The organism is Salmonella sp. HY31 (assembly GCF_042604575.1).
In the GTDB taxonomy this organism is placed as follows: domain Bacteria; phylum Pseudomonadota; class Gammaproteobacteria; order Enterobacterales; family Enterobacteriaceae; genus Salmonella; species Salmonella diarizonae.
The window spans coordinates 817,507-838,401 of record NZ_CP170479.1; the positions used below are offsets into that span (position 1 = coordinate 817,507).

General features: G+C 53.2%; 18 protein-coding genes and 2 pseudogenes. 5 read left to right on the forward strand and 15 right to left on the reverse strand.

The features are described from left to right. The first annotated feature begins 204 nt into the window (after positions 1 to 204). Positions 205 to 939, forward strand: coding sequence for an aspartate/glutamate racemase family protein (locus ACE15A_RS03785; protein WP_023247552.1), 735 nt, complete (start codon positions 205 to 207; stop codon positions 937 to 939). A 4-nt stretch (positions 940 to 943) separates the two neighbouring features. Here the strand turns inward: ACE15A_RS03785 and hypT are convergent, their stop codons facing one another. From hypT to mdtM, 7 genes are all read right to left on the reverse strand, one after another. After that, entirely contained in the window at positions 944 to 1,852 is a 909-nt protein-coding gene (hypT, locus tag ACE15A_RS03790) for a hypochlorite stress DNA-binding transcriptional regulator HypT (RefSeq protein WP_023247551.1), read from the reverse strand. Between the two features lie 118 nt (positions 1,853 to 1,970). Beyond that, positions 1,971 to 3,143, reverse strand: a complete 1,173-nt coding sequence (iadA, locus tag ACE15A_RS03795; RefSeq protein ID WP_053507641.1) for a beta-aspartyl-peptidase — start codon at positions 3,141 to 3,143, stop codon at positions 1,971 to 1,973. 14 nt (positions 3,144 to 3,157) lie between these two features. Next, a complete protein-coding gene (locus ACE15A_RS03800; protein ID WP_053507640.1) occupies positions 3,158 to 3,619 on the reverse strand; it encodes a YjiG family protein in 462 nt (153 codons plus the stop codon). Beyond that, positions 3,616 to 4,287 carry a nucleoside recognition domain-containing protein gene (locus tag ACE15A_RS03805; RefSeq protein WP_023247549.1) on the reverse strand — a complete coding sequence of 224 codons (672 nt, stop codon included), beginning with the start codon at positions 4,285 to 4,287 and terminating at the stop codon, positions 3,616 to 3,618. The genes ACE15A_RS03800 and ACE15A_RS03805 overlap by 4 nt, the downstream gene beginning before the upstream one ends. 708 nt (positions 4,288 to 4,995) lie before the next feature. After that, positions 4,996 to 6,180 carry an MFS transporter gene (locus tag ACE15A_RS03810; protein WP_023247548.1) on the reverse strand — a complete coding sequence of 395 codons (1,185 nt, stop codon included), beginning with the start codon at positions 6,178 to 6,180 and terminating at the stop codon, positions 4,996 to 4,998. Between the two features lie 219 nt (positions 6,181 to 6,399). Further along, positions 6,400 to 7,671, reverse strand: a complete 1,272-nt coding sequence (locus ACE15A_RS03815) for a DUF445 domain-containing protein (RefSeq protein ID WP_053507638.1) — start codon at positions 7,669 to 7,671, stop codon at positions 6,400 to 6,402. An 86-nt stretch (positions 7,672 to 7,757) separates the two neighbouring features. Continuing rightward, the gene (mdtM, locus tag ACE15A_RS03820; RefSeq protein WP_023247546.1) at positions 7,758 to 8,999 is read right to left on the reverse strand and encodes a multidrug efflux MFS transporter MdtM; all 1,242 of its coding nucleotides are present in this window, start codon (positions 8,997 to 8,999) and stop codon (positions 7,758 to 7,760) included. 479 nt (positions 9,000 to 9,478) lie between these two features. On the opposite strand from mdtM, the gene ACE15A_RS03825 reads away from it, so the two are divergent. Together ACE15A_RS03825 and ACE15A_RS03830 are read left to right on the forward strand one after the other, a co-directional pair. Next, entirely contained in the window at positions 9,479 to 10,444 is a 966-nt protein-coding gene (locus tag ACE15A_RS03825; RefSeq protein WP_064055807.1) for an Rpn family recombination-promoting nuclease/putative transposase, read from the forward strand. A 180-nt stretch (positions 10,445 to 10,624) separates the two neighbouring features. Further along, the gene (locus ACE15A_RS03830) at positions 10,625 to 11,995 is read left to right on the forward strand and encodes an NAD-dependent succinate-semialdehyde dehydrogenase (RefSeq protein ID WP_053507636.1); all 1,371 of its coding nucleotides are present in this window, start codon (positions 10,625 to 10,627) and stop codon (positions 11,993 to 11,995) included. 94 nt (positions 11,996 to 12,089) lie between these two features. Here the strand turns inward: ACE15A_RS03830 and ACE15A_RS03835 are convergent. Beyond that, positions 12,090 to 12,232, reverse strand: a pseudogene (locus ACE15A_RS03835) (hypothetical protein). Here ACE15A_RS03835 and yjiS point away from each other — a divergent pair. Next, positions 12,199 to 12,363 (forward strand): DUF1127 domain-containing protein YjiS, encoded by a 165-nt coding sequence (yjiS, locus tag ACE15A_RS03840; RefSeq protein ID WP_023247543.1) that lies wholly within the window; start codon positions 12,199 to 12,201, stop codon positions 12,361 to 12,363. The pseudogene ACE15A_RS03835 and the gene yjiS sit on opposite strands and share 34 nt — an antisense overlap. A gap of 74 nt (positions 12,364 to 12,437) precedes the next feature. On the opposite strand, the pseudogene ACE15A_RS03845 reads toward yjiS, so the two are convergent. From ACE15A_RS03845 to btsT, 7 genes and pseudogenes are all read right to left on the reverse strand, one after another. Beyond that, a pseudogene (locus tag ACE15A_RS03845) lies at positions 12,438 to 13,136 on the reverse strand (hypothetical protein). Positions 13,137 to 13,209: 73 nt separating this feature from the next. Next, complete coding sequence (gene symE / locus ACE15A_RS03850) at positions 13,210 to 13,542, reverse strand: endoribonuclease SymE (protein ID WP_053507635.1); 333 nt, start codon at positions 13,540 to 13,542, stop codon at positions 13,210 to 13,212. Between the two features lie 326 nt (positions 13,543 to 13,868). After that, positions 13,869 to 14,510 (reverse strand): LysE family translocator, encoded by a 642-nt coding sequence (locus ACE15A_RS03855; RefSeq protein ID WP_053507634.1) that lies wholly within the window; start codon positions 14,508 to 14,510, stop codon positions 13,869 to 13,871. 47 nt (positions 14,511 to 14,557) lie between these two features. Beyond that, complete coding sequence (locus tag ACE15A_RS03860; RefSeq protein WP_053507633.1) at positions 14,558 to 15,373, reverse strand: AraC family transcriptional regulator; 816 nt, start codon at positions 15,371 to 15,373, stop codon at positions 14,558 to 14,560. Positions 15,374 to 15,410: 37 nt separating this feature from the next. After that, the gene (gene yjiA, locus ACE15A_RS03865) at positions 15,411 to 16,367 is read right to left on the reverse strand and encodes a GTPase (protein WP_053507632.1); all 957 of its coding nucleotides are present in this window, start codon (positions 16,365 to 16,367) and stop codon (positions 15,411 to 15,413) included. 10 nt (positions 16,368 to 16,377) lie between these two features. Next, complete coding sequence (locus tag ACE15A_RS03870) at positions 16,378 to 16,581, reverse strand: YbdD/YjiX family protein (RefSeq protein ID WP_000460616.1); 204 nt, start codon at positions 16,579 to 16,581, stop codon at positions 16,378 to 16,380. 107 nt (positions 16,582 to 16,688) lie between these two features. Continuing rightward, positions 16,689 to 18,839, reverse strand: coding sequence for a pyruvate/proton symporter BtsT (gene btsT / locus ACE15A_RS03875; protein ID WP_023179944.1), 2,151 nt, complete (start codon positions 18,837 to 18,839; stop codon positions 16,689 to 16,691). Between the two features lie 366 nt (positions 18,840 to 19,205). On the opposite strand from btsT, the gene tsr reads away from it, so the two are divergent. Beyond that, positions 19,206 to 20,867, forward strand: coding sequence for a methyl-accepting chemotaxis protein (gene tsr, locus ACE15A_RS03880; protein WP_053507631.1), 1,662 nt, complete (start codon positions 19,206 to 19,208; stop codon positions 20,865 to 20,867). The last annotated feature ends 28 nt before the right edge of the window (positions 20,868 to 20,895 follow it).

Sequence of the window (20,895 nt, forward strand, 5' to 3'; positions counted from 1 at the left end):
CGCAGTATGTCGAAACGGTATTTAGCGGCTTGCAAAAGTAATTTAGCGCTTATGTAGCCAATCGATTGCTTAAAAATGCCATAACGCGTGGTTCTTACACCCGTTATGATTTTTACGCATAGCCGCTAATAAAACGGCATTTTTTATATACACATCAAGTTGATAGTGTGTTTCTGACCTTGACGTAAATAAGCGGGAAAAGCGATGAAACACACCATTGGGATACTGGGGGGGATGGGACCTGCGGCAACGGCGGATATGTTGGAAAAATTTGTTGAACTGCGACATGCCAGTTGTGATCAACAACACATCCCGCTCATTGTCAGCTCTATTCCTGATATTCCCGATCGTACAGCATGTTTGTTATCCGGCGGGCCTTCTCCATACCGTTATCTGGAGCGTTATCTGCATATGCTGGAAGATGCCGGGGCGGAGTGTATTGTTATCCCGTGTAACACTGCGCATTATTGGTTTGATGATTTACAGAGCGTCGCGAAAGCGCGGATGATCAGCATCCTGGACGCCACTCTGGAAGACATTCCGCCATCGGCGCGGCACGTTGGGCTGCTGGCGACCAATGCGACGCTGGCGACCGGGTTATATCAAAAGAAAGCTCTGGCGCATGGGCTGACGTTAATTCAGCCAGAAGAAGCGGGGCAGGCGCTGGTGATGCAGGCTATTTATGCGCTTAAACGTGGCGATAAACCTGCGGCGCAAGCGCTGTTGTTACCGCAAATCGATAGCCTTATCGCCCGTGGCGCTCAGGCAATTATTATGGGCTGTACCGAAATTCCGCTTATTGTGGCCGGACATGAGGGCGCGATAGCGTGCCCGATGATTGACTCCACGGCGTCGCTGGTGCGCGCGGCGATTCGTTGGTATGAGTCCTGGCCGGACACTCGCGCCTGTGTGGCCGGGGAACAACGCCTTACCGCCTGATTGTCTACAGCGCGGCCTGAAGCCCACGCAGGTCGCGCCAAAATGTTTCGGCTACCTGACTCATGCGGGTACTCATGCGATAGGCATAAGCCTGAATCGGGATAACCAGTTCATCGGCATCAAGCACTATCAGGCGTCCGTCGGTAATCTCCTGACGGATAGCATACTCGGGCAACCAGGCGATTCCGCAGCCGTCCATCGCAACTTGTTTTAACAATTCACTCATTGAAGAGACGAAAAATGTACTGAAACTCAATTCAGCATGGCGAGTCAGGGTACGATTTATCAGCCGGCCCATATAGGAGTTCTGGCTGTAATTAAGCAGGGGAAAGTGCGGCTGCTCAAGCGTATAGCGCGGCTCGCCCCGGCCATTGCTGGCGCAAACGGGAAACAGTCGCGACTCAAACAGGCGGATATTATCAAACGGCGCTTGTTGCAGGTTTTCATCGTGATAAGAAAAGATAAAATCGCTTTGCCCCTCACGTAACATATCCACTGCCTGATCGACATCTATCGCCTCAACGGAGTAGGTAAACTGCGTCGGCATCTGCTTAACGATGGTCGGCAACAGGCCGAGGGAGAGCGAGTGGGCGGCGGCAATCTTGATTTTACGCAGCGTATAATCGCTGCCGCCGCGTAGTTCGGTCAGATTACTTTCCAACTGCTGCAATAGATGGCGAACCTGGGAATGAAAGATTTTACCCTGTTCGGAAAGCTGTAGCGGCGAGACCTGCCGGTTAAAGAGTTCAACGCCCACGGCATGTTCCAGGGCGCGAATACGGCGGCTAAAGGCCGGTTGCGATACGTTGCGGATAATGGCGGCCTGAGAGAAATTGCGGCACTTTTCCAGCGTCAGAAAATCATAGAGCCATTTTGTCTCAATATTGTACAAACCTGCTCCAGTTACATCCATTTACCGTTATCCTGTCAGTCGCCCGAAGGGGCATTCTACGTCCATTCGGGCGGCTGACAACCGCTTATCCCGTCCTCTTTCAGAATGCCGTGACGGGGCAGCCTGAAACTAGCGGGAATTACGCTGGTTCAAAGGTACCTTTCACGCAGGCTTTCCCCTCATTGACCATGCGTTTGCCGCGTGCATACACCTGCTCAATGCGTAAATCTGCGCTGAAGACGAGCAGATCCGCATCGTTACCGGGACGAATCTCGCCTTTGCCGTCCAGACTGAGGAAGGCGGCTACGCTGGTCGTCAGCGGGCGCAGCGCATCGGTCAGGCTGAATCCGTAGTGGTTAACCAGCGTCTGCAACGTCTCCAACAAACTTTCGAAGCCCGCGACGCCGATGCCCGTCAGATTCCCGGCAGCGTCAAACAGCGGCTGGCTGCCATTGCCGTCTGAACTGAGCGTCACCCGGGAAAGCGGGATGCCAGCTTTTACCGCTCTGGCAATGCCATCCGCCGGCGCGACGGGATCCGGAATACTGGTGGTTATGTCGATCACGCCGCCTTTAAGCGCGAACGCCAGCGCCTGCTCAAAAAGAGATTCGCTACGGTTGACGTGGGTAGGCAGCAATTTACCAATCGGCACGTCGCTGTTTTCCAGGATGTCATACAGCGGCTGTAACCCTTTTTTGCTGCTGCCCATATGAAAAACGCTGACACCGGGTTTGCCGCCCAGCAGGCCGCCAACGCGTGATTCAGCCGCCATGCTGGCGAGTTGATTACCGCCAGGCGCGGCGGAACGGTGGTCGGAGACCGCGCATTTCACGCCGATGACGCGATCGATCAGCGCGACGTCTTTTTCTACCGAGCCGGTAATGGTTGGCGATGGAACATGATATGCGCCCGTGAGCATCCAGGCGGTGATCCCTTCCTCATTTAACGCTCGCGTTTTGGCTAACAGCGAAGTGGGATGGCGGCTGACGGAATCGGTGCCAAGCAGGCCGATAACCGTTGTTATCCCGGCTTCTGTCAGGCGGCTCAGGGAGACTTCCGGCGTCCGAGTCGTCGGCCCCGCTTCGCCGCCGCCGCCGATCAGATGAACGTGTTGGTCGATAAAGCCCGGGCACAGCATACGACCGCTAAGGTTAATCACCGTACAGTCCGGTACGATATCGCCGGGGATGTCAGCGCCGACGGCAATAATTTTGCCATTCGCGAGCAGGACATCGCAGATGCCCCGGTCTTCTGGCGCAAACAGGTGCGCCCCCTGTAACAAGGTAAACTCCGCGGCGGATAAATCAGACATGATAACTCCTTGACTCAAACAATAAGCTGCATGACCCAGATCGACAGCAGCGCATTGATGGCGCAGACTGCGATAATATGCGGGTAATATTTAGCGTTGACTTCGGCAGTACCGAGGCAGCGACCGACATTCTGTACCGGGTTTCCCATCAGGTAAATGGCCGGCAGCAGCACAGTAACATCGTGGCCGCTCAGCGCGCCGGCGGTAGCCAGACTGGCAGCCACGCCAACGGCGCCGCCCATACTCATCAGCGAAGCCAGAAGCACTGTAGCCGCTTCGCCAGGAAGCCCCCACAGCGCCATCACGGGCTGGCAGATATGGCCTACCCAGTCGAGCAGACCGGTAATTTTCAGCGCCTGAATAATGACAAACGCCATGACCACATTGGGTAACAGGTTGGTCGTGGCGATGGTAAAACCGCGACGTGCGCCATCGATAAACATATCCATGACATTTTTACGTACCAGAGTCGTCATGATTGGGCTCCTTGCGCAGGGTGACGGCGTTCTTCGATGTTAATCCAGATGCGCAAAAGGTTTGCGCCGATAAATTTGAATAGCAGAATGACCACCAGCGGAATGATGACTGACGTTCCCAGAAAGGCGAATACCGCAACGCCGGAGGAGAAATAGTTGGTGATAATCGCGCTGCCGCTGGTTTGCCAGGCGGCAAAAATCACTTTATCGCGTTCGGTGATTTCGCCTTCCTGCGCCAGCTCTTTGGTCATACCCGCCGCCGCGTCGGTATTTTGCAGGTTGGCGATCAGCGCCAGCGAGCAAATGCCGGGAATGCCAAGCAACGGTCTCAGGATGGGCGTCATCAGTTGCTGTGCCGCCCGCAAACCACCCAGTCCATCCGTAATTGCGATGATACCCAGAGAAAGGATGACCGACGGCGCCAGTTCCAGCGCAAAAAGGAAGCCGTCTTTCGCGCCCGTTCCGCCCGCGCCGCGAAAGGTCTGCGCACCGGTCACATGACCGAATGACCCGTTGAGTACGGTAAAATCAAAAACGCGCCACCAGCCGTCGCTTCCGGAAAACACGCCGGAAAAGAAAATGATAGTGAGAAAAAACGCCAGATATCCCTTTATCCCGACTTTTTCTGTATCAAGCGGCATGGCCGCCCCGTCCACTTGTTGCGCCATAGCGATCCCCGAATTTTTTTGATGATGTGTTGGTTGTTGCCACAGGCCAAAAAGCCCGAAACAGAAAGACCTTATCAGTCATGAGGGTAAGGGCAAAATGCAAGTATGTATCGTGCTATGCGTTTCTTGCATAACAGCGCAGAAAATCACCATCCTCGCCACTGCCGTAGGCGCGAGGGAGTCGTGGACGGTATAACGCGAGGTAAAAAAGCAAAAGAAACAGATGTTGATGCAGGCCAGATCAGGGGGCAGGAAAAAGGAGAATAAATTTGACGTTAGTCAATTTTACGTCACTTAATTATCGTTGCTAAAAAATAGGCTTTTTTAACCGCAATTTTACCTTTTTACTCAGATTTTTCACGCCTGACGCCATATTGGACGACCAGTCAATGGCCGCTAATTGGCCAGTGTGCGCCCCAAAAATCATACGGGAAGGTAATAAAAAAAGCGAATAATCGAACTAGTTTCATCAGGTAATTTATTGATGACAGTGATGATTTAAGAATGAGTGAAAATGTGCAAAATGAGATATATAAAACAATATTCAAATTGATGGCACTAAAAACCATGAAATAATTATGGTTTTTAGTGCCATCTTTAACATGAAATAACGTGTTGAGGATTTGCTATTAAAAACAGAACCGTATCGCGCTGCGAATAGCGTTAAAGATATAGCCCGTTGCTGATAGCGCGAGTTTAATAAACCGCTTATTCACGTATCACAATCCGTTTTTGTTTTATCTGCTGCGCGGCGCTGATCAGCGCAGCAAAAAAGAGCGCCGCGGCGCCGCAAAGCGTGGCGTTGATAATTGCCGACGCGCCATTGCCTGACAGGCTGGCGGCTAGTGGACCGAGAATTTGCCCAATGCCATACGTTAGCGTAACCAGGCCTAACAAATTAATATTACCCGGCGCGCTGAGCTGTCTGGCAAGCGGCATCACCAGCGAGGTTGTGCCCATAAACGTGGCGCCAAAACCAATACTGCTCAGTATTAACAGCAACAACGAGTCGCTGGCGAGAGATAGCAGCACGCAGGCGCTCTGGATCAACAGATTCGCGGTCAGGCATGGCAGGACGCCCCAATGTTTTGCTGCCCACAGCCAGCCGAAGCAGCCGGGAATGATCGCCAGGCCGACTAACGACCAAAGGTGCGCCGTGAGCAGCGGAGAGCCCGCGCTTTTCGCCATCAGCGGCAAATAGGTAGCAACGATGATGTAGCCGAATCCGGCGAAACCGTACAACAGCGCCAGTTGCCACCAGGGCATAGGCTGATTTTCGATTCTTGCTAAGGGCGCAGGCGGCAGTGCATGAGCGCGGGGCGGAATCAACATCGCCACGATTAACAGCAATATACCGGCGAGCGCCCCGGCCCCCAGCCATAGCGAATGGGCCGAAAGCGCATAACGTAAACCGCCAATGACATATTCGTTGCCTAGTGCAATCCCGGCCCCGACGCCGGAAAAGAGCGCGGCGATAACAAACGGATGGCGGGTATGATGCAACACAATCATTGATCCAAAAATCATCATTCCCGCACTCGCGACGCCTGCCAGGAAGCGCACCAACATGACGACCGCGGGCTGAGTAAATATCGCCATAGACAGAATAAGAATACCGGTGGCGACCGCCGAAGCCAGCAGCATGGGGCGTAGACGAGAGGGGAGATGAAAAAGGCCAAAGGAAAACAGTAAGCTTCCCGCCAGATACCCTGCATAATTGGCGCTGGCAATCCAGGAGAGTTCGTTAAACGTTAGCTGCTTTTCCGCCAGCATTACCGGCAGCATGGGCGTATAAAGAAAGCGGCCAACTCCCATCCCCAGCGTCAATACCATCATACCGAAAAGCGCCGTAAAAATGGGATGGCGAGGTGAAGCGCTCTGAGCATGAACCATGGTTTTTCTCTTTGCTAAAGTAATGCAGGAATGCCGGATTGTTGTTGCAAATGATAATAAAAAGTAAAATTAATGTTTTAAATTTGCAAGAAAAGAAAGTGAAGCGCAGGCGAATAACGGATTGAGAAGAGGGGTATCGGTGGGAAATGGCATTAACTTAATACCTCTCGCGTGCGGGATTTGGCGGTTAATTTGAGCGAGAACTGCGCCTTTCCCTTTTTAAATACTGAGCAGTGTGGGTAGTTGCGACAGTAAATATAACACCAGACCGATAGCGCCGCCGACCAGCGTGCCGTTCACGCGGATAAACTGCAAATCTTTACCGATATTAAGCTCAATCTGCTGCGACATATCGCGCGCATCCCAGCCTTTTACGGTATCGCTGATGTGGCGCGTCAGGAAGGCGGCGAATTCCGGCGCGACCCGGTGCGCGGCCTGTTCCGGATGACCGTTAAGTGAGGCGCGTAACGCATCGTCGGCGATCAGCGTCTCGCCAAACCATTGTCCGGCATGAGCGATGCGCTGCTTCACTTTCGAGTCTTCGGCGTTGATATCTGTCTTTAACCACTGGCGCAGATCCGCCCAGATCTCGCCGAGATAACGGTTAAACGCCTCATCTTCCTTCAGGTAACTTTTAATGTTTTCTGCCCGTGCAGCCATTTCCGGATTATGTTTAAGTTTATCGATCAGCTTATACGTCGCGCGATCGAAAGCATGACGAATCTGATGCGCGCGATCGTGGCTGATATCATCCAGCAGAGAATTTACCGCGTCGGAGACCAGTTCAGCGCTGTGTTCTCCCAGCCACTCGGTCGGCAGGATCTTCGCTTTTAACGGATGCTCGGTTTCCAGCCAACGTACAATCTGCCTGGCGATAAATGTCCGGGAGCTGTCACGCTGTAACAGGGCGATAAGCTGGGCGATCAGCGTATCGAGCAACACCTGGTGGCGATCGTTTTTGGTCATGCTTTCCAGCATCAGGGCGCTGGTGCCGGAAAGATCCACTTTATCAATCGCCTTATGTACCGCTCGCTTGAGTAGCCGCTGAATACGGGCGTCATCGGTCAGTTCCAGAAAGCCGCTCATAATTTGCAGCAGATGCTGCCCGACCCGGCTGGCGTTGTCCGGCTGGCTGAACCAGTTTCCGATAAGCAGCGCGGGTTCATGGCGGCGGATCAGTGCGATCAGCGACTGCGTATCAAGGAACTTCTCCTGCACAAATTGCCCAAGATTTTCGCCGATTCGGTCTTTGTTACGGGGAATAATCGCCGTATGTCGTGAAATAAACGGAATGGGAATGCGGCGAAACAGCGCCACCACGGCAAACCAGTCCGCCAGCGCGCCAACCATCGCCGCTTCGGCAATAGCTTTTACGCCCAGCACCCAAAAACTGGGCGGCAGGAAAAGCGTGGTTACAAACGTCGCGGCGGCTATCAGCAACAATGAGAGCGCCAGGCGTTTGGCTCGTTTGAGTTCGGCGATTTTATTCATAGGGTTAAGGATAGAGCCAGACGGCAGGAACGTGCAAAAAACATCAGATTATCCTGTGCCGGATAAGCCTATATCCGGCACAGTATTTACTTCTCAGCGGCCAGTTCTGCCGTCTCATGCTGGCGCACGCGCTGTAATAATGTCGCCAGGGTGAAGACCACAATCACCCCAGCCACCGCTGCCAGCAGGTGAAACGGCAGCCTCCCGCCGTGAAACCACAGCCAGCGACCGACTTCGACCGACACCGCCATCACCGTCAGAATCACCATGTTCAGCGAGGCCGAAACCGTACCTTTTGGCAAGTTGTTGGAGAAAAGCGTGAAGCGGAACAGCGTCGGGAAAATCATTCCAATGCCGAACGCGTACAGGCTGGTGCCCAGCACAGACCAAAGCCAGACGTGTGGCAGAAGAAGATTACCGAGGATTAATGTCGCCAGCCCGCTTAACTGGATTGGTACGGCGCGCCAGATAAAACGCGGTCGGGTCGGATCTTTCACCAGGCGCACAACGATCATATTGGCCACGATCACCGCGCCGAATACGGGCACCTGCGCCCAGGCGTATTGGGAAGTACTCATCCCACCGGCATCGATCAGGATCACCGGCGACACCGCCACCCAGCTCATCATCGGGATGTAGCTCAACGACAGCGTCGCTGCCCCGGTGAGAAAAATCGGGTTGCGAAACACATTACGAAAATCGCGCAATACGCTCACCGCGCTGAACGGCACCGCGCCGCGTTGGACCGTTTCCGGCATCGCCAGCAGCAGGCCGCACAACGCCAGCAGTCCCATCACCGCAATAATACCGAACAGCACCTTCCAGTGAACGAAGTGCATCAGCGCGGCGCCGGAGAGCGGGCCGATAACCGGAGCGACCAGCACAATGGAGGTAATAATCGCCATCAACTTAATGGCTTTGGTTTGACCGAAGGCCTCCTGTACCGTGACGTAGCCGACCGTTGCGATAAAGCAAATGCTGGTGCCCTGCACAAAACGGGCAACCAGAAACTGCGTCATTGAGGTCGTCAACAGTGTTGCCGCGCAGGCGAGAGTAAAAATTAACGCGCCTGCTAGCAGCACTGGCCGGCGGCCAATCCGGTCAGATAGCGGCCCCAGAAGCCATTGTAACGCCATTCCGCCCGCCAGATAGAGACTTACCGAGGCCGGTGCAAGACTGACGTCAGCATTAAAATCGCGCACGACGTTAATAATGCCAGGCTGAATCAGATCCGTCGTCAGATAGGCGGCAAAATCGTACAAAATCAGCGCCATCGGGAAAAATAACGTTGTGGCACGTTGTGAGAAAAACTGAAGAATCCGTTGCATAAAAAATGCGCTCCATGTCGGAGAACCCCATGATGGGAACAGCGAAACTCAATACCGTCATCGTGACGTCAGGCAGGCGATGGAAACAGCGGCTGCGGATGTACTGAATTTCATGTAATCAAAAACGCTGCCGGTGAAAACACAGACAGGAAGAGACGCGTTCTTAATCTCGTCAGAACGTGTGGCGATTACAGATAACAATCAGCACATCACACCTCGGGAAATTTACGTTGCACGGAAAATATACACATTACGTGTAATTAAATTTTGATGTTAATCAAAAGAGTTTGCCTGGTTAATAAAGATAAAGGAAGGGCGCGCAGGCTGGCGTTTTGCGTGTTCAGTTCCGAAAATGCATGTGCATTACAGATAACAGAATTTATCTTCCGTCGCGCCTCGTAATGCTGAAAAGGTACGGATGAGAAAGGCATTTTCAGGAGGTAGAGTCGCAGCATCCTGGTTTGGGGTGACGGAGCGCCATGAAAAAATCGACGACCTCAACACAGCATGATGCGGTGTTTAAAACCTTTTTGCGCCATCCGGAAACCGCCCGCGATTTTATGGAGATTCATCTGCCGGTGTCGTTACGCCAGCTTTGCGACCTGCGGACGCTAAAGCTGGAGCCTGGCAGTTTTATTGAAAAAAATCTGCGAGCCTATTATTCCGATGTGCTTTGGTCGCTGAAAACGCGCGAGGGCGACGGTTATATCTACGTCGTGATTGAACATCAGATCACGCCGGATGCGCATATGGCGTTCCGGCTGATGCGGTATGCGATGGCGGCGATGCAGCAGCATCTGGATGCGGGGCATAAGCATCTTCCGCTGGTGGTGCCGATGTTGTTTTATCACGGTGTTGATAGCCCGTATCCTTTTTCGCTGTGCTGGCTGGATGAGTTTGCGAACCCGGAAGTGGCAAGAAGACTCTATGCCGCTGCCTTTCCGCTGGTCGACATTACGGTGGTATCGGATGATGACATTATGCAGCACCGCCGCATTGCGCTGCTGGAGCTCATCCAAAAACATATCCGCCAGCGCGACCTGCTGGGACTGGTTGAACGGATTGCTGCGCTGTTAGTTACTGGTTGCGCTAATGACAGGCAACTTAAAGCGCTGTTTAATTATCTTATGATTCAGCACGGACACACGCCTCGTTTCACCACGTTTATTCGTGATGTGGTAGGGCATGTCCCGCACACTAAGGAGAGACTGATGACGCTGATAGAGAGGATCCGCGCAGCGGATCGCAGAAAAGGGGAACGGCAAGGAAGACAGCTCGGTCTGGAGGAAGGATTAGCAGAAGGATTAGAAAAAGGGCTGGAAAAAGGTCAGCACGTTGCCGCATTGCGTATCGCCAGACAGATGCTGGCGGACGGACTTGACCACGAGACTGTCCAGCGGTTCACCGGCCTTACGGCTGAAGAGCTTCAGGATGTTAGCCATTAACGCGGTTCCAGTCTGAATATTGCAGGCCCGGTGAGTGCCGGGCAACGCTCTCTATAATTATCGCTGATAACCGCACGAATATACCGAACTTTACCGATAGCACCAGCCATCTCTACTACCCTTATTGTTCTGAGCGGCATTTACGGCTGCCTTAATGACGATAACAAGGAGACATGTGATATGGCTTACCAGACAGTGAATCCTGCCAATAATCAGCTCATTAAAGAGTACCACCCGCACACTGACGCGGATATTGAAGCCGCGCTGCAAAAAGCTGACGCGCTCTACCACTCCGACTGGTCCAAAGGAGAGATTGACCAACGTCTGCCGGTATTGCATAAGCTGGCTGACTTGATCGACAGCCGTGTCGAAGAACTGGCTAAAATCGCCAGCCAGGAGATGGGCAAGCTCATCGAGCAGAGCCGTGGCGAAGTCAAACTGTGCGCGCAGATCGCTCGCTATTATGCGGATAACGCGAAGCAGTTTCTTGCCCCGGTGCCTTATAAAACCGAGTTTGGCGACGCGTGGGTAGAACATCATCCGATTGGCGTCATCATGGCCGTTGAGCCGTGGAACTTCCCGTACTATCAGTTGATGCGTGTGCTGGCGCCGAACCTGGCCGCTGGTAACCCGGTGCTGGCGAAACATGCCAGCATCGTACCGCACTGCGCCGAGACGTTTGCCCATCTGGTGCGCGAAGCCGGCGCGCCGGACGGCGCATGGACCAACCTGTTTATTTCCTCCGATCAGGTGGCGAACATCATCGCCGACCCGCGCGTGCAGGGCGCGGCGCTGACCGGATCTGAAAAAGCGGGGAGCGCCGTGGCGGCACAGGCGGCGAAGCACATTAAAAAATCGACACTGGAACTGGGCGGGAACGATGTGTTCGTCGTGCTGGACGATGCCGATCTTGAGAAAGCGGTGAAAATTGGCGTGCAGGCACGGCTCACTAATGCGGGGCAGGTATGTACGGCGGCGAAGCGCTTTATCCTGCATGAGAAAATCGCCGATCAATTCCTCAGCCAGTTCACCGAGGCGTTCAGGAAGGTGAAGGTGGGTGATCAGATGGAGGCTTCTACCGAACTGGGGCCGCTGTCGTCGAAAGATGCGCTGGAAACATTGACCAGACAGGTCGAGGAAGCGGTGAAAAATGGCGCGACGCTGCACGTTGGCGGCAAGCCGCTGGAAAGTAAAGGCAACTTCTTTGAGCCGACCATTCTGACCCACATTACCCGTGACAACCCGGCGTACTTTGAAGAATTCTTCGGCCCGGTGGCGCAGATTTATGTGGTGAAAGACGATGACGAGGCGGTAAAACTCGCCAACGATTCCCACTACGGCCTGGGCGGCGCGGTGTTTAGTCAGGATATCGAACGCGCTAAGCGCATGGCCTCCCGGATTGAGACCGGGATGGTTTATATCAACTGGCTGACCGATACCGCAGCGGAGCTGCCGTTCGGTGGCGTTAAGCGTTCGGGCTTCGGACGCGAGCTATCGGATCTGGGGATTAAGGAGTTTGTGAACCAGAAGCTGGTAGTGGTGCGCCGCTAATCCCTGTTGCCCCTCTGAAAACGGGAGGGGCCTGGCTTTTTGCAGCGAAGGACGCGGATCTTAAATCAGAACGAAATAAGTGAACAAAACACCCTCAATCGCCCTCCTTATTTATCCACGTTGCACTAACCGTGCTTTTTATCCCGGTATTGTTTGTACAGACATTCATGATGCCGCATTTTCTGTTCTATGCGGAGGCCGGTATGGAATTTTACGAGAACCGCCCCGGACAACCATTTATTGGCTTTGTGCAGCTCAGACGGGCGCTAAAAAGGTGGTGGCTGCGTAAGCGGGCCTGTCAGGCGCTGCGGCGAATGAGTGACGAGCAGTTAAGGGATATCGGGTTGGAAAGGAAGGATGTGGAATAGTGGATCTATTCAAGGGCAATAGTAGTTAAAGAATTTTATGATATATTACTATGCCCTTATGTTATGCGTGCTCACTATTTTATATCATTAATATTAATATCATTAATCTTTTTCTCAATATATTTTTCTGGTTTTACCTTAGTTTTTTGCTCAATCGCATGATATTTTTCCTTATCAATGGTTATAGTCATTTTTTCTTTTTTGTTAAATATGCCAGGGGTGATAATTGCGGCTGCAATTATCATCAATATTATTATTGCTGCAAGAATTTTGTATTTGGGAAATGTTTTTAATAGAGTACATAGGATTGTTATACCTTTATGTATAAGATAAGGGAAAGATAGAAATAAAACAAATGGGTAAGCAAAATTTATGACATATCTCCCATAGTAATTATTATTTATTATCAGCGAACCAATACAGAATGCCACCACACAAAATAGAGATATTCCGAAGCATAAGAAGGATATAATGAAAGAACCTTGCATAATTCTTTTATGCAACTCTTGCAAAATACTGTTTGTGAGCTTTTCCAGTTTAGTGTTATGACAAATAACTACCAACATCGCAAAAAAATCTCACATAAAGCAAGCGAAAATAACGTATTGAAGGCCATGTAATGCATCTGCGTTTCGAAAAATATACTTTGCTGAAGATAGTATGGTAATAGGGCTTGACCTCCATAAAAAAGTACATAGAAATCCCAGGGTGACATAAGCAATTAAACCTTCATTTCTCCAGAGCGTAATGTGCTCTTTTATTTTTAGCCGCATGGTTTCCCTTCAATAATTGATATGAATTGTGATTTAAGCTGGCAAATAACCCTTGCCAGCTTATGTTATGCACTTACTTAGAACCTGCCATCACGCTAATAAACGCCTGCACCTGCTTTTGTTTACGCGCCGACAGTTTGCACACCTGGCGCAGCGACTGCATCAACTCGCTTTCTTCTGGTTGCGGCTGCTGTGCTGTGAGCACAATACAGCCGTTTATCACCTTCACATCGACTTCTGTGCCAGTGGCAAAACCGGAGGCTTCCAGCCACTGGCCTTTCAGAGTGATGGCGGGAATACGAGTGTAATCCGGGTAGCGGCTCGCATAACTGACGGTCAGGTGACGGTTATTTGTCGGGGACACTTCTGGATCGGTGAATTCTGCAATAGAATGCGGGGTAGTCATGATCTCTATTCCTATTCCAATAGTGATTGTGATTAGCGGTGCGGGCGTGTTGGCGCACGCTCGCACCGCGCTAAATACCTGTATATAACATCAGTAAATAAAAGAAAAGTCCAGATGAAAATCGATGAAAATAAGCCGCTGGATGAGAGGTGATATTATATTTGGTGATGAGAATAAAGCGGCTATTTAGCCGCTTTATTGGTGTCCGAGAGCGGGTTAATTTATGGCGGCGTCGGCATTATAAGAAGGAAAGAGTTCGAATGATGCAGACTCTATTTATCTGCCCGGGTAACGTTGACCACCGTATAAAGCTGCCCCTCATCAATTTAACTTGTGATGAGCTGCCACATAATCCAGCTGCCAAAGGCAATCAGAATGCCGCCGGCGGCGCGTTCAATTTTCCAGACAAGTTTACCCAGGCGACGTTGAATTTGCGGCAGGGCGATAAGCGTTATGAGCAGCAGATCCCAGAGTAACACTACGCTGGTCATCCAGATTCCACATATGGCCTGCTGTGTAACGGTCACGTTTGGGCCCAGCAGGGCGGTCATTAGCGCCAGATAAAACAGAGCATTTTTCGGATTCAACAGCGATGAACCTAGCCCCAGTAATAGTTGTTTTGCCAGTGACGGACATGCCGATGCGGCGTACCGCCACTCCAGCGGCCCGGCGCGGCTTTTCAACAGTTGACGGCCCCCCCATAGCAGGTAGGCGGCACCCAATGGTTCGATGATGGTAAAGAGCAGCGGCGTCTGACGTAGTAGCCCTGACCCAATCACCACCAGCAGAATATAGAGCCCATTTCCCGCCGCAATGCCGAGGCACAGCCCGACGCTGCCGCGCAACCGATAGCGAACGGCGTAACCGACCAGCAAAAAGAAGTCCGGACCCGGGCTGAGCAGCGCCATAAAATGCGCCAGCGCCAGTGCGGGAAACGCCGGGGGAAATAACGTTGTAACCTGTTCCATAGTAACCTCAGTGATGATACTGAGGCCAGCCTATACCTGCGGATGCGCTATTTATTGTCGGATATTGATCTGTTCTGCGCGTACTGACGCGGCGTTGCCGCCGTGTAGCTGACGAAGGTTTTGTGGAAATGACTTTGATCGGCGAAACCGGTCTGATAGGCAACATCGGCAATACCGTCCCCGGCGCGCAATCGGTGCCGGGCATATTCAATGCGGGCCATATTGGTAAAGCTGATAGGAGTCAGGCCAGTATCCTGCTTAAAGGTGCGAATCAGCGTCTCCTTACGGAGCGCAAACTCTTGCGCCAGTGTGTCCAGCGTCGGCGGTTCCTGAAGGTTACTGACTAAGCGGGCAACCAACTGGCGGCTGATGGCGCATGGCGGTTCGGCGTCGGCGCTTTGTAGCGGCAGGGCGCGCAACAGGTAGATAATAAGCGCCGGAAGTCCGGCGGTTTGCTGCTGAGTAATAGACGTCACAATACGCTGATAAAGCTGGAAAATCTTCGGGTCCTGCAACTGTGGCTGCGTGGTATGCAGACGGCTATCCGCCGGCAAATGGGGAAGCTGCGTCAGGCACCAGTCCGCATCGAGATACAGCATATGATAGCTGCGTGGTCGCTCGTGGAGCGGGTTACAACTGTGTGGAGATTGCGGGGGGATCAGGATGAGCTCGCCGGGGCGTAATAGATACTCTTGCCCGTTACTGATGCAGCGGGTTTCTCCGGCGATGATCGCGCCCAGCGACAGTTGCGGGTGGCTGTGGCGCTTATAGGCCTGACAGCTTTCACTGGTGGTACGTAGCTCCAGCCACGGCAGTTGTGGCAGACGCCAGAAGCGTTGGTGAATATCTCGGATAAGGGGCATACAATCTCCTGTGCGGTCCCGGCTTTTCTGCGCCCGTTTACTTCCGCAGCCCCGCAAACGCCGCTCTTATCTCTTCTTCCGGTAACTGAATCCCAATAAACACCAGCGTGCTGTGCGGCGGTTCGTCGCCCCACGATCTGTCCCAGTCGGCGCTGTAGAGGCGCTGTACGCCCTGGAACAACAGGCGGTTGGGTTCGCCGTCGATCCACAGCATCCCTTTGTAACGCAGCAGTTTATCCGCTGATTCCAGCAGCAGGTTTTCCATCACGCGCGACACGTCGCTGATATCCACCGGGTAATCCAGCTCCACCACAATTGACGACACATCGTTCTGTTTATCGGCAATAAAGTGGAAACGTGGTTGGCTTGCCAGCACGTTCTCTTCCAGCATAAAGCCGCTGGTATTAAACAACTGACTCAGGTCAATATCGCCGTGCACCACGGTGTAAACCGGGGCGCGGGCGTTGATACGCGCCAGCCGCTCGCGCAGTTTCTCGCTGTCGCCCGCCACGTCGGTTTTGGTCAACAGGATACGGTCGGCGTAGCCTATCTGCGACTGAGCGATGGTGAACTGGTTCATCTGCTCGTTAGCGTGCACCGCGTCGACCAGCGCAATCACGCCGTCTAACAGGTAGCGTTCGCATAATACGTCATGGGAGAAAAAAGTCTGAATAATCGGGCCGGGGTCAGCCATGCCGGTACATTCGATCACCAGGCGGTCGAAAGCAATATCGCCGCGGTCGCGACTGTCGAGCAGGTCTAATAACGCATCTTCCAGCTCGTTGGAGCGGGTACAGCAGATGCAGCCGTTGGTCAGGGTTTTGATCTGTGTGGCACGATCGCCAATCAGTTGATCGTCAACGGAGACTTCGCCAAATTCGTTTTCGATAACGGCAATTTTAAAACCATGCTGTTCGTTGAGGATATGGCGTAGTAGGGTGGTTTTGCCGGCGCCAAGAAAACCGGTAAGTAGGGTAACTGCAATCGGGGTCATAGTCTCTCCATTAACAACAGCGCATACCGCCTTTGCCATCGCCGCCGTAACGTGCTTGCTGACGTTCACGGAAGAACTCTTCATAGGTCATGTACGGCTTGTCGGGATGGTTGGTTTTCATGTGCTCAACATAGTTGTCGTAGTCCGGAATACCAATCAACATTTTTGCCGCCTGGCCGAGATATTTTTTTGCCTGACCTAAAGTATCAAACATTGCCTTATACCTGTAATGATTAAAGCCGGATAGCGGCTGCGCCTTATCCGGCCTACATTACTGCACATTCTGTAGGCCGGATAAGCGCAGCGCCATCCGGCAAGAGGTTAGTGGTGTGAAGAGATCTTCACGCCGCCTTCCGGCACGGGTACATACGGGGTTTCTTTATCGGTACGTTTATCGCTGTTGCGTACCTTCATCCAGGTGGTGAAACCGTAGAAGATAATACTGTACACCACCACCAGGAACAGAATACTCAAACCAGCGTTAGTGTAGTTGTTGACCACGATATGGTTCATGTTGGCAATCTGCTGCGCGGTCAGGTTGGCGCCGTTGGCAATCTTCTCTTTATACAGGTTCGCCATGTAGAAAAAACCTTCCATCTGGGGGTTGGTGCTGAACAGTTTCAGGCCCAGCGCCCAGGTGGTGCAGATCAGCAGCCATACCGCCGGGATCACCGTCACCCAGATGTATTTGGTGCGCTGCATTTTGATCAGTACCACGGTGCTCAACACCAGCGCCACGGCGGCCAGCATCTGGTTAGAGATACCGAACAGCGGCCACAGGCTCTTCACGCCGCCCAGCGGGTCGACCACGCCCTGATACAGCAGATAGCCCCACAGACCAACGCAGCCCGCGGTACCGATGATACCCGCGACCAGAGAATCGGTTTTTTTCAGGAACGGGACGAAGTTACCCAGCAAATCCTGCAACATAAAGCGGCCGGAACGGGTGCCCGCATCCAGTGCGGTCAGGATAAACAGCGCTTCGAACAGAATACCGAAGTGATACCAGAAGCCCATGTCGGCCATCGGCATGACTTTGTGGAACACGTGCGCGATACCTACTGCCAGCGTTGGCGCGCCGCCTGCGCGGTTCAATACTGACGGTTCACCGATATCTTTCGCAGTTTGCAGGATTTGTTCCGGGGAAATTACAAAACCCCAGGAGCTGACGGTCGCCGCCGCATGTGCGGTAACGTCTTTCAACTGCGCCATAATCAGCGGCGCGTTCTCGCCGCCCATCTCGTGCAGGTTTGGCATGGTAATGCCCAGACCTGCCGGCGGGGTGTTCATCGCGAAGTAGAGACCCGGTTCAATGATCGAGGCCGCCACCAGTGCCATCACCGCAACAAAGGACTCCATCAGCATCGCGCCGTAGCCGATAAAACGCGCATCGGTCTCACAGGCCAGCAGTTTCGGCGTGGTGCCAGAAGAGATCAGCGCGTGGAAGCCAGAGACGGCGCCACAGGCGATGGTGATGAACAGGAACGGGAACAGAGCGCCTTTCCACAGCGGGCCGGTACCGTCGACATACTGCGTCAACGCCGGCATTTTCAGTTCCGGGTTGAGGATCACAATCCCCAGCGCCAGACCGACGATCACGCCGATTTTCAGGAAGGTGGCGAGATAGTCGCGCGGGGCGAGGATCAGCCATACCGGCAGCAGCGCGGAAACAAATGCGTAGCCGATCAGCGCGAAGGTAATGGTGGTGTCTTTAAAGGTCAGCGCTGGGCCCCAGTACGGGTCGTGGGCGATGACGCCGCCGAAGTAAATAGAGGCCACCAGCAGTACGATACCGATGACTGACACTTCACCCACGCGTCCCGGACGGATAAAGCGCATGTAGATGCCCATAAACAGCGCAATCGGTACGGTCGAGCAGACAGTGAAGACGCCCCACGGGCTTTCGGCCAGCGCTTTCACCACGATCAGCGCCAGCACCGCCAGAATGATGATCATGATTAAGAAGCAGCCGAACAGCGCGATGGTGCCTGGAACGGTACCCATCTCTTCTTTGATCATCTCGCCAAGGGATGCGCCGTTACGGCGGGAAGAGATAAACAGCACCATAAAGTCCTGCACTGCGCCCGCGAGCACCACGCCCGCCAGCAGCCACAGAGTCCCCGGCAGATAGCCCATCTGCGCAGCCAATACCGGCCCAACCAGCGGACCTGCGCCGGCGATGGCGGCGAAGTGGTGACCAAACAGCACGTAGCGGTTAGTCGGCACGTAGTTCAGGCCGTCGTTATTGATGACCGCCGGCGTTGCGCGCGTGGGGTCGAGTTTCATAACCTTCTGGGCGATGTACAGGCTGTAGTAGCGGTAAGCTACCAGATAGACGGAAACGGAAGCGACCACGATCCACAGGGCGCTCACGTGTTCACCCCGACGTAGGGCAACGACCGAGAGGCAGAAAGCACCGATGATTCCGAGAATCACCCAGGGTATGTGCTTGAATATCTTTTTCGTATCCATAGTAAAACCTGGTTGTAAGTTTAATTATCAGCCGAAGCTGGGTGGACATTGAGTTCGTGTTTGAGGAGGTAGATTGACTGCTATGCTGGAGGGATCTTGCCAGATCATCGCACGCGTAAAGTTCGGTAAATCAGTGAGTGGTTGTATGGCGGTTTAAGCGGTCGGACGTACCGGTGAGCGGTTTCGTGGAGGAGGGCATGGGCGGTTTTATGTGATTGAGATCACGATATAAAATGAGACGATCCTTCTTGCGCGGGGCACCATAACGACTCAACTGAGCTAATAGCGATATTAATGGCGCGAATCCCATAAAGTTTTCCCTTTCCAGGCCGAAAATTCTGTATTTGTCTAGCGGAAAGAGAAAACATGTTAAAGCGAATTAAAATTGTTACCAGCTTATTGCTGGTATTGGCGCTATTTGGCCTTTTACAACTGACATCCGGCGGGCTGTTCTTCAGCTCGCTAAAGAATGACAAAGAAAACTTCACCGTATTGCAAACCATTCGTCAGCAGCAGTCTGCCCTGAATGCAACCTGGGTGGAACTGCTGCAAACGCGTAATACCCTGAACCGCGCGGGTATCCGCTGGATGATGGACCAGAGCAACATTGGCAGCGGCGCAACTGTCGCTGAACTGATGCAGGGGGCGACCAATACTCTGAAGCTGACGGAAAAAAACTGGGCGCAGTATGAGTCGTTACCGCGCGATCCACGTCAGAGTGAAGCGGCTTTCCTTGAGATCAAACGAACCTATGATATCTACCACGGCGCGTTGGCGGAGCTTATTCAGCTTCTTGGCGTGGGTAAGATCAACGAGTTTTTTGATCAACCGACTCAAAGCTATCAGGACGCTTTTGAGAAGCAGTACATGGCCTATATGCAGCAAAACGATCGTCTGTACGATATTGCTGTTGAGGATAACAACAGTTCCTATAACCAGGCGATGTGGGTACTGGTCAGTGTGTTGATTGCGGTTCTGGTGGTTATTATCGCCGTCTGGTTCGGTATCAAAATGTCGCTTATCGCCCCGATGAATCGTCTGATTGAAAGCATTCGCCATATCGCCAGCGGCGATCTGGTGAAACGTATTGATGTGGAAGGCTCTAACGAAATGGGGCAACTGGCGGACAACTTACGCCATATGCAGAGCGAACTGGTGCGTACCGTGGGCGATGTACGTAATGGCGCTAACGCCATTTACAGCGGCGCCAGCGAGATTGCCATGGGCAACAACGATCTCTCTTCCCGTACTGAGCAGCAGGCAGCGTCTCTGGAAGAGACCGCCGCCAGTATGGAACAACTGACCGCGACCGTGAAACAGAACGCCGAAAACGCCCGTCAGGCCAGTCACCTGGCGTTGAGCGCCTCTGAAACGGCGCAGAAAGGCGGCAAAGTGGTGGATAACGTCGTACAAACAATGCGCGATATCGCTTCCAGTTCGCAAAAAATCGCCGATATTATCAGCGTAATCGACGGTATTGCTTTCCAGACCAATATCCTGGCGCTGAACGCGGCGGTAGAAGCGGCGCGCGCAGGTGAGCAGGGGCGCGGGTTCGCGGTGGTGGCCGGTGAAGTTCGTAATCTGGCCCAGCGTAGCGCGCAGGCGGCACGGGAGATCAAGAGTCTGATTGAGGACTCCGTAAGCCGCGTTGACGTGGGTTCGACGTTGGTCGAAAGCGCCGGTGAAACCATGGATGAGATCGTCAATGCAGTCACCCGCGTAACCGACATTATGGGCGAGATTGCCTCGGCGTCCGACGAGCAGAGCCGCGGTATTGACCAGGTTGGCCTGGCGGTAGCGGAGATGGATCGCGTAACGCAGCAGAACGCCTCGCTGGTGGAAGAGTCCGCCGCGGCTGCTGCGGCGCTGGAAGAGCAAGCCAGCCGTCTGACCCAGGCCGTCGCGGTGTTCCGTATTCAACAGGAGCAGCAGCGTGCGCGTGAGGTTGCGACGGTAAAAACCTCGGCAGCCGTGCCGTCACGAAAAGCCGCTGTAGCCGACGGCAGCGATAATTGGGAAACGTTTTAAGGACATAGTAGCGAATTCGGCCTACAGA

Coding starts and splice junctions, on each gene's coding strand:
- ACE15A_RS03785 (WP_023247552.1), top strand. CDS start 205: ATGAAACACACCATTGGGATACTGGGGGGGATGGGACCTGCGGCAACG.
- hypT (WP_023247551.1), bottom strand. CDS start 1,852: ATGGATGTAACTGGAGCAGGTTTGTACAATATTGAGACAAAATGGCTC.
- iadA (WP_053507641.1), bottom strand. CDS start 3,143: ATGTCTGATTTATCCGCCGCGGAGTTTACCTTGTTACAGGGGGCGCAC.
- ACE15A_RS03800 (WP_053507640.1), bottom strand. CDS start 3,619: ATGACGACTCTGGTACGTAAAAATGTCATGGATATGTTTATCGATGGC.
- ACE15A_RS03805 (WP_023247549.1), bottom strand. CDS start 4,287: ATGGCGCAACAAGTGGACGGGGCGGCCATGCCGCTTGATACAGAAAAA.
- ACE15A_RS03810 (WP_023247548.1), bottom strand. CDS start 6,180: ATGGTTCATGCTCAGAGCGCTTCACCTCGCCATCCCATTTTTACGGCG.
- ACE15A_RS03815 (WP_053507638.1), bottom strand. CDS start 7,671: ATGAATAAAATCGCCGAACTCAAACGAGCCAAACGCCTGGCGCTCTCA.
- mdtM (WP_023247546.1), bottom strand. CDS start 8,999: ATGCAACGGATTCTTCAGTTTTTCTCACAACGTGCCACAACGTTATTT.
- ACE15A_RS03825 (WP_064055807.1), top strand. CDS start 9,479: ATGAAAAAATCGACGACCTCAACACAGCATGATGCGGTGTTTAAAACC.
- ACE15A_RS03830 (WP_053507636.1), top strand. CDS start 10,625: ATGGCTTACCAGACAGTGAATCCTGCCAATAATCAGCTCATTAAAGAG.
- yjiS (WP_023247543.1), top strand. CDS start 12,199: ATGGAATTTTACGAGAACCGCCCCGGACAACCATTTATTGGCTTTGTG.
- symE (WP_053507635.1), bottom strand. CDS start 13,542: ATGACTACCCCGCATTCTATTGCAGAATTCACCGATCCAGAAGTGTCC.
- ACE15A_RS03855 (WP_053507634.1), bottom strand. CDS start 14,510: ATGGAACAGGTTACAACGTTATTTCCCCCGGCGTTTCCCGCACTGGCG.
- ACE15A_RS03860 (WP_053507633.1), bottom strand. CDS start 15,373: ATGCCCCTTATCCGAGATATTCACCAACGCTTCTGGCGTCTGCCACAA.
- yjiA (WP_053507632.1), bottom strand. CDS start 16,367: ATGACCCCGATTGCAGTTACCCTACTTACCGGTTTTCTTGGCGCCGGC.
- ACE15A_RS03870 (WP_000460616.1), bottom strand. CDS start 16,581: ATGTTTGATACTTTAGGTCAGGCAAAAAAATATCTCGGCCAGGCGGCA.
- btsT (WP_023179944.1), bottom strand. CDS start 18,839: ATGGATACGAAAAAGATATTCAAGCACATACCCTGGGTGATTCTCGGA.
- tsr (WP_053507631.1), top strand. CDS start 19,206: ATGTTAAAGCGAATTAAAATTGTTACCAGCTTATTGCTGGTATTGGCG.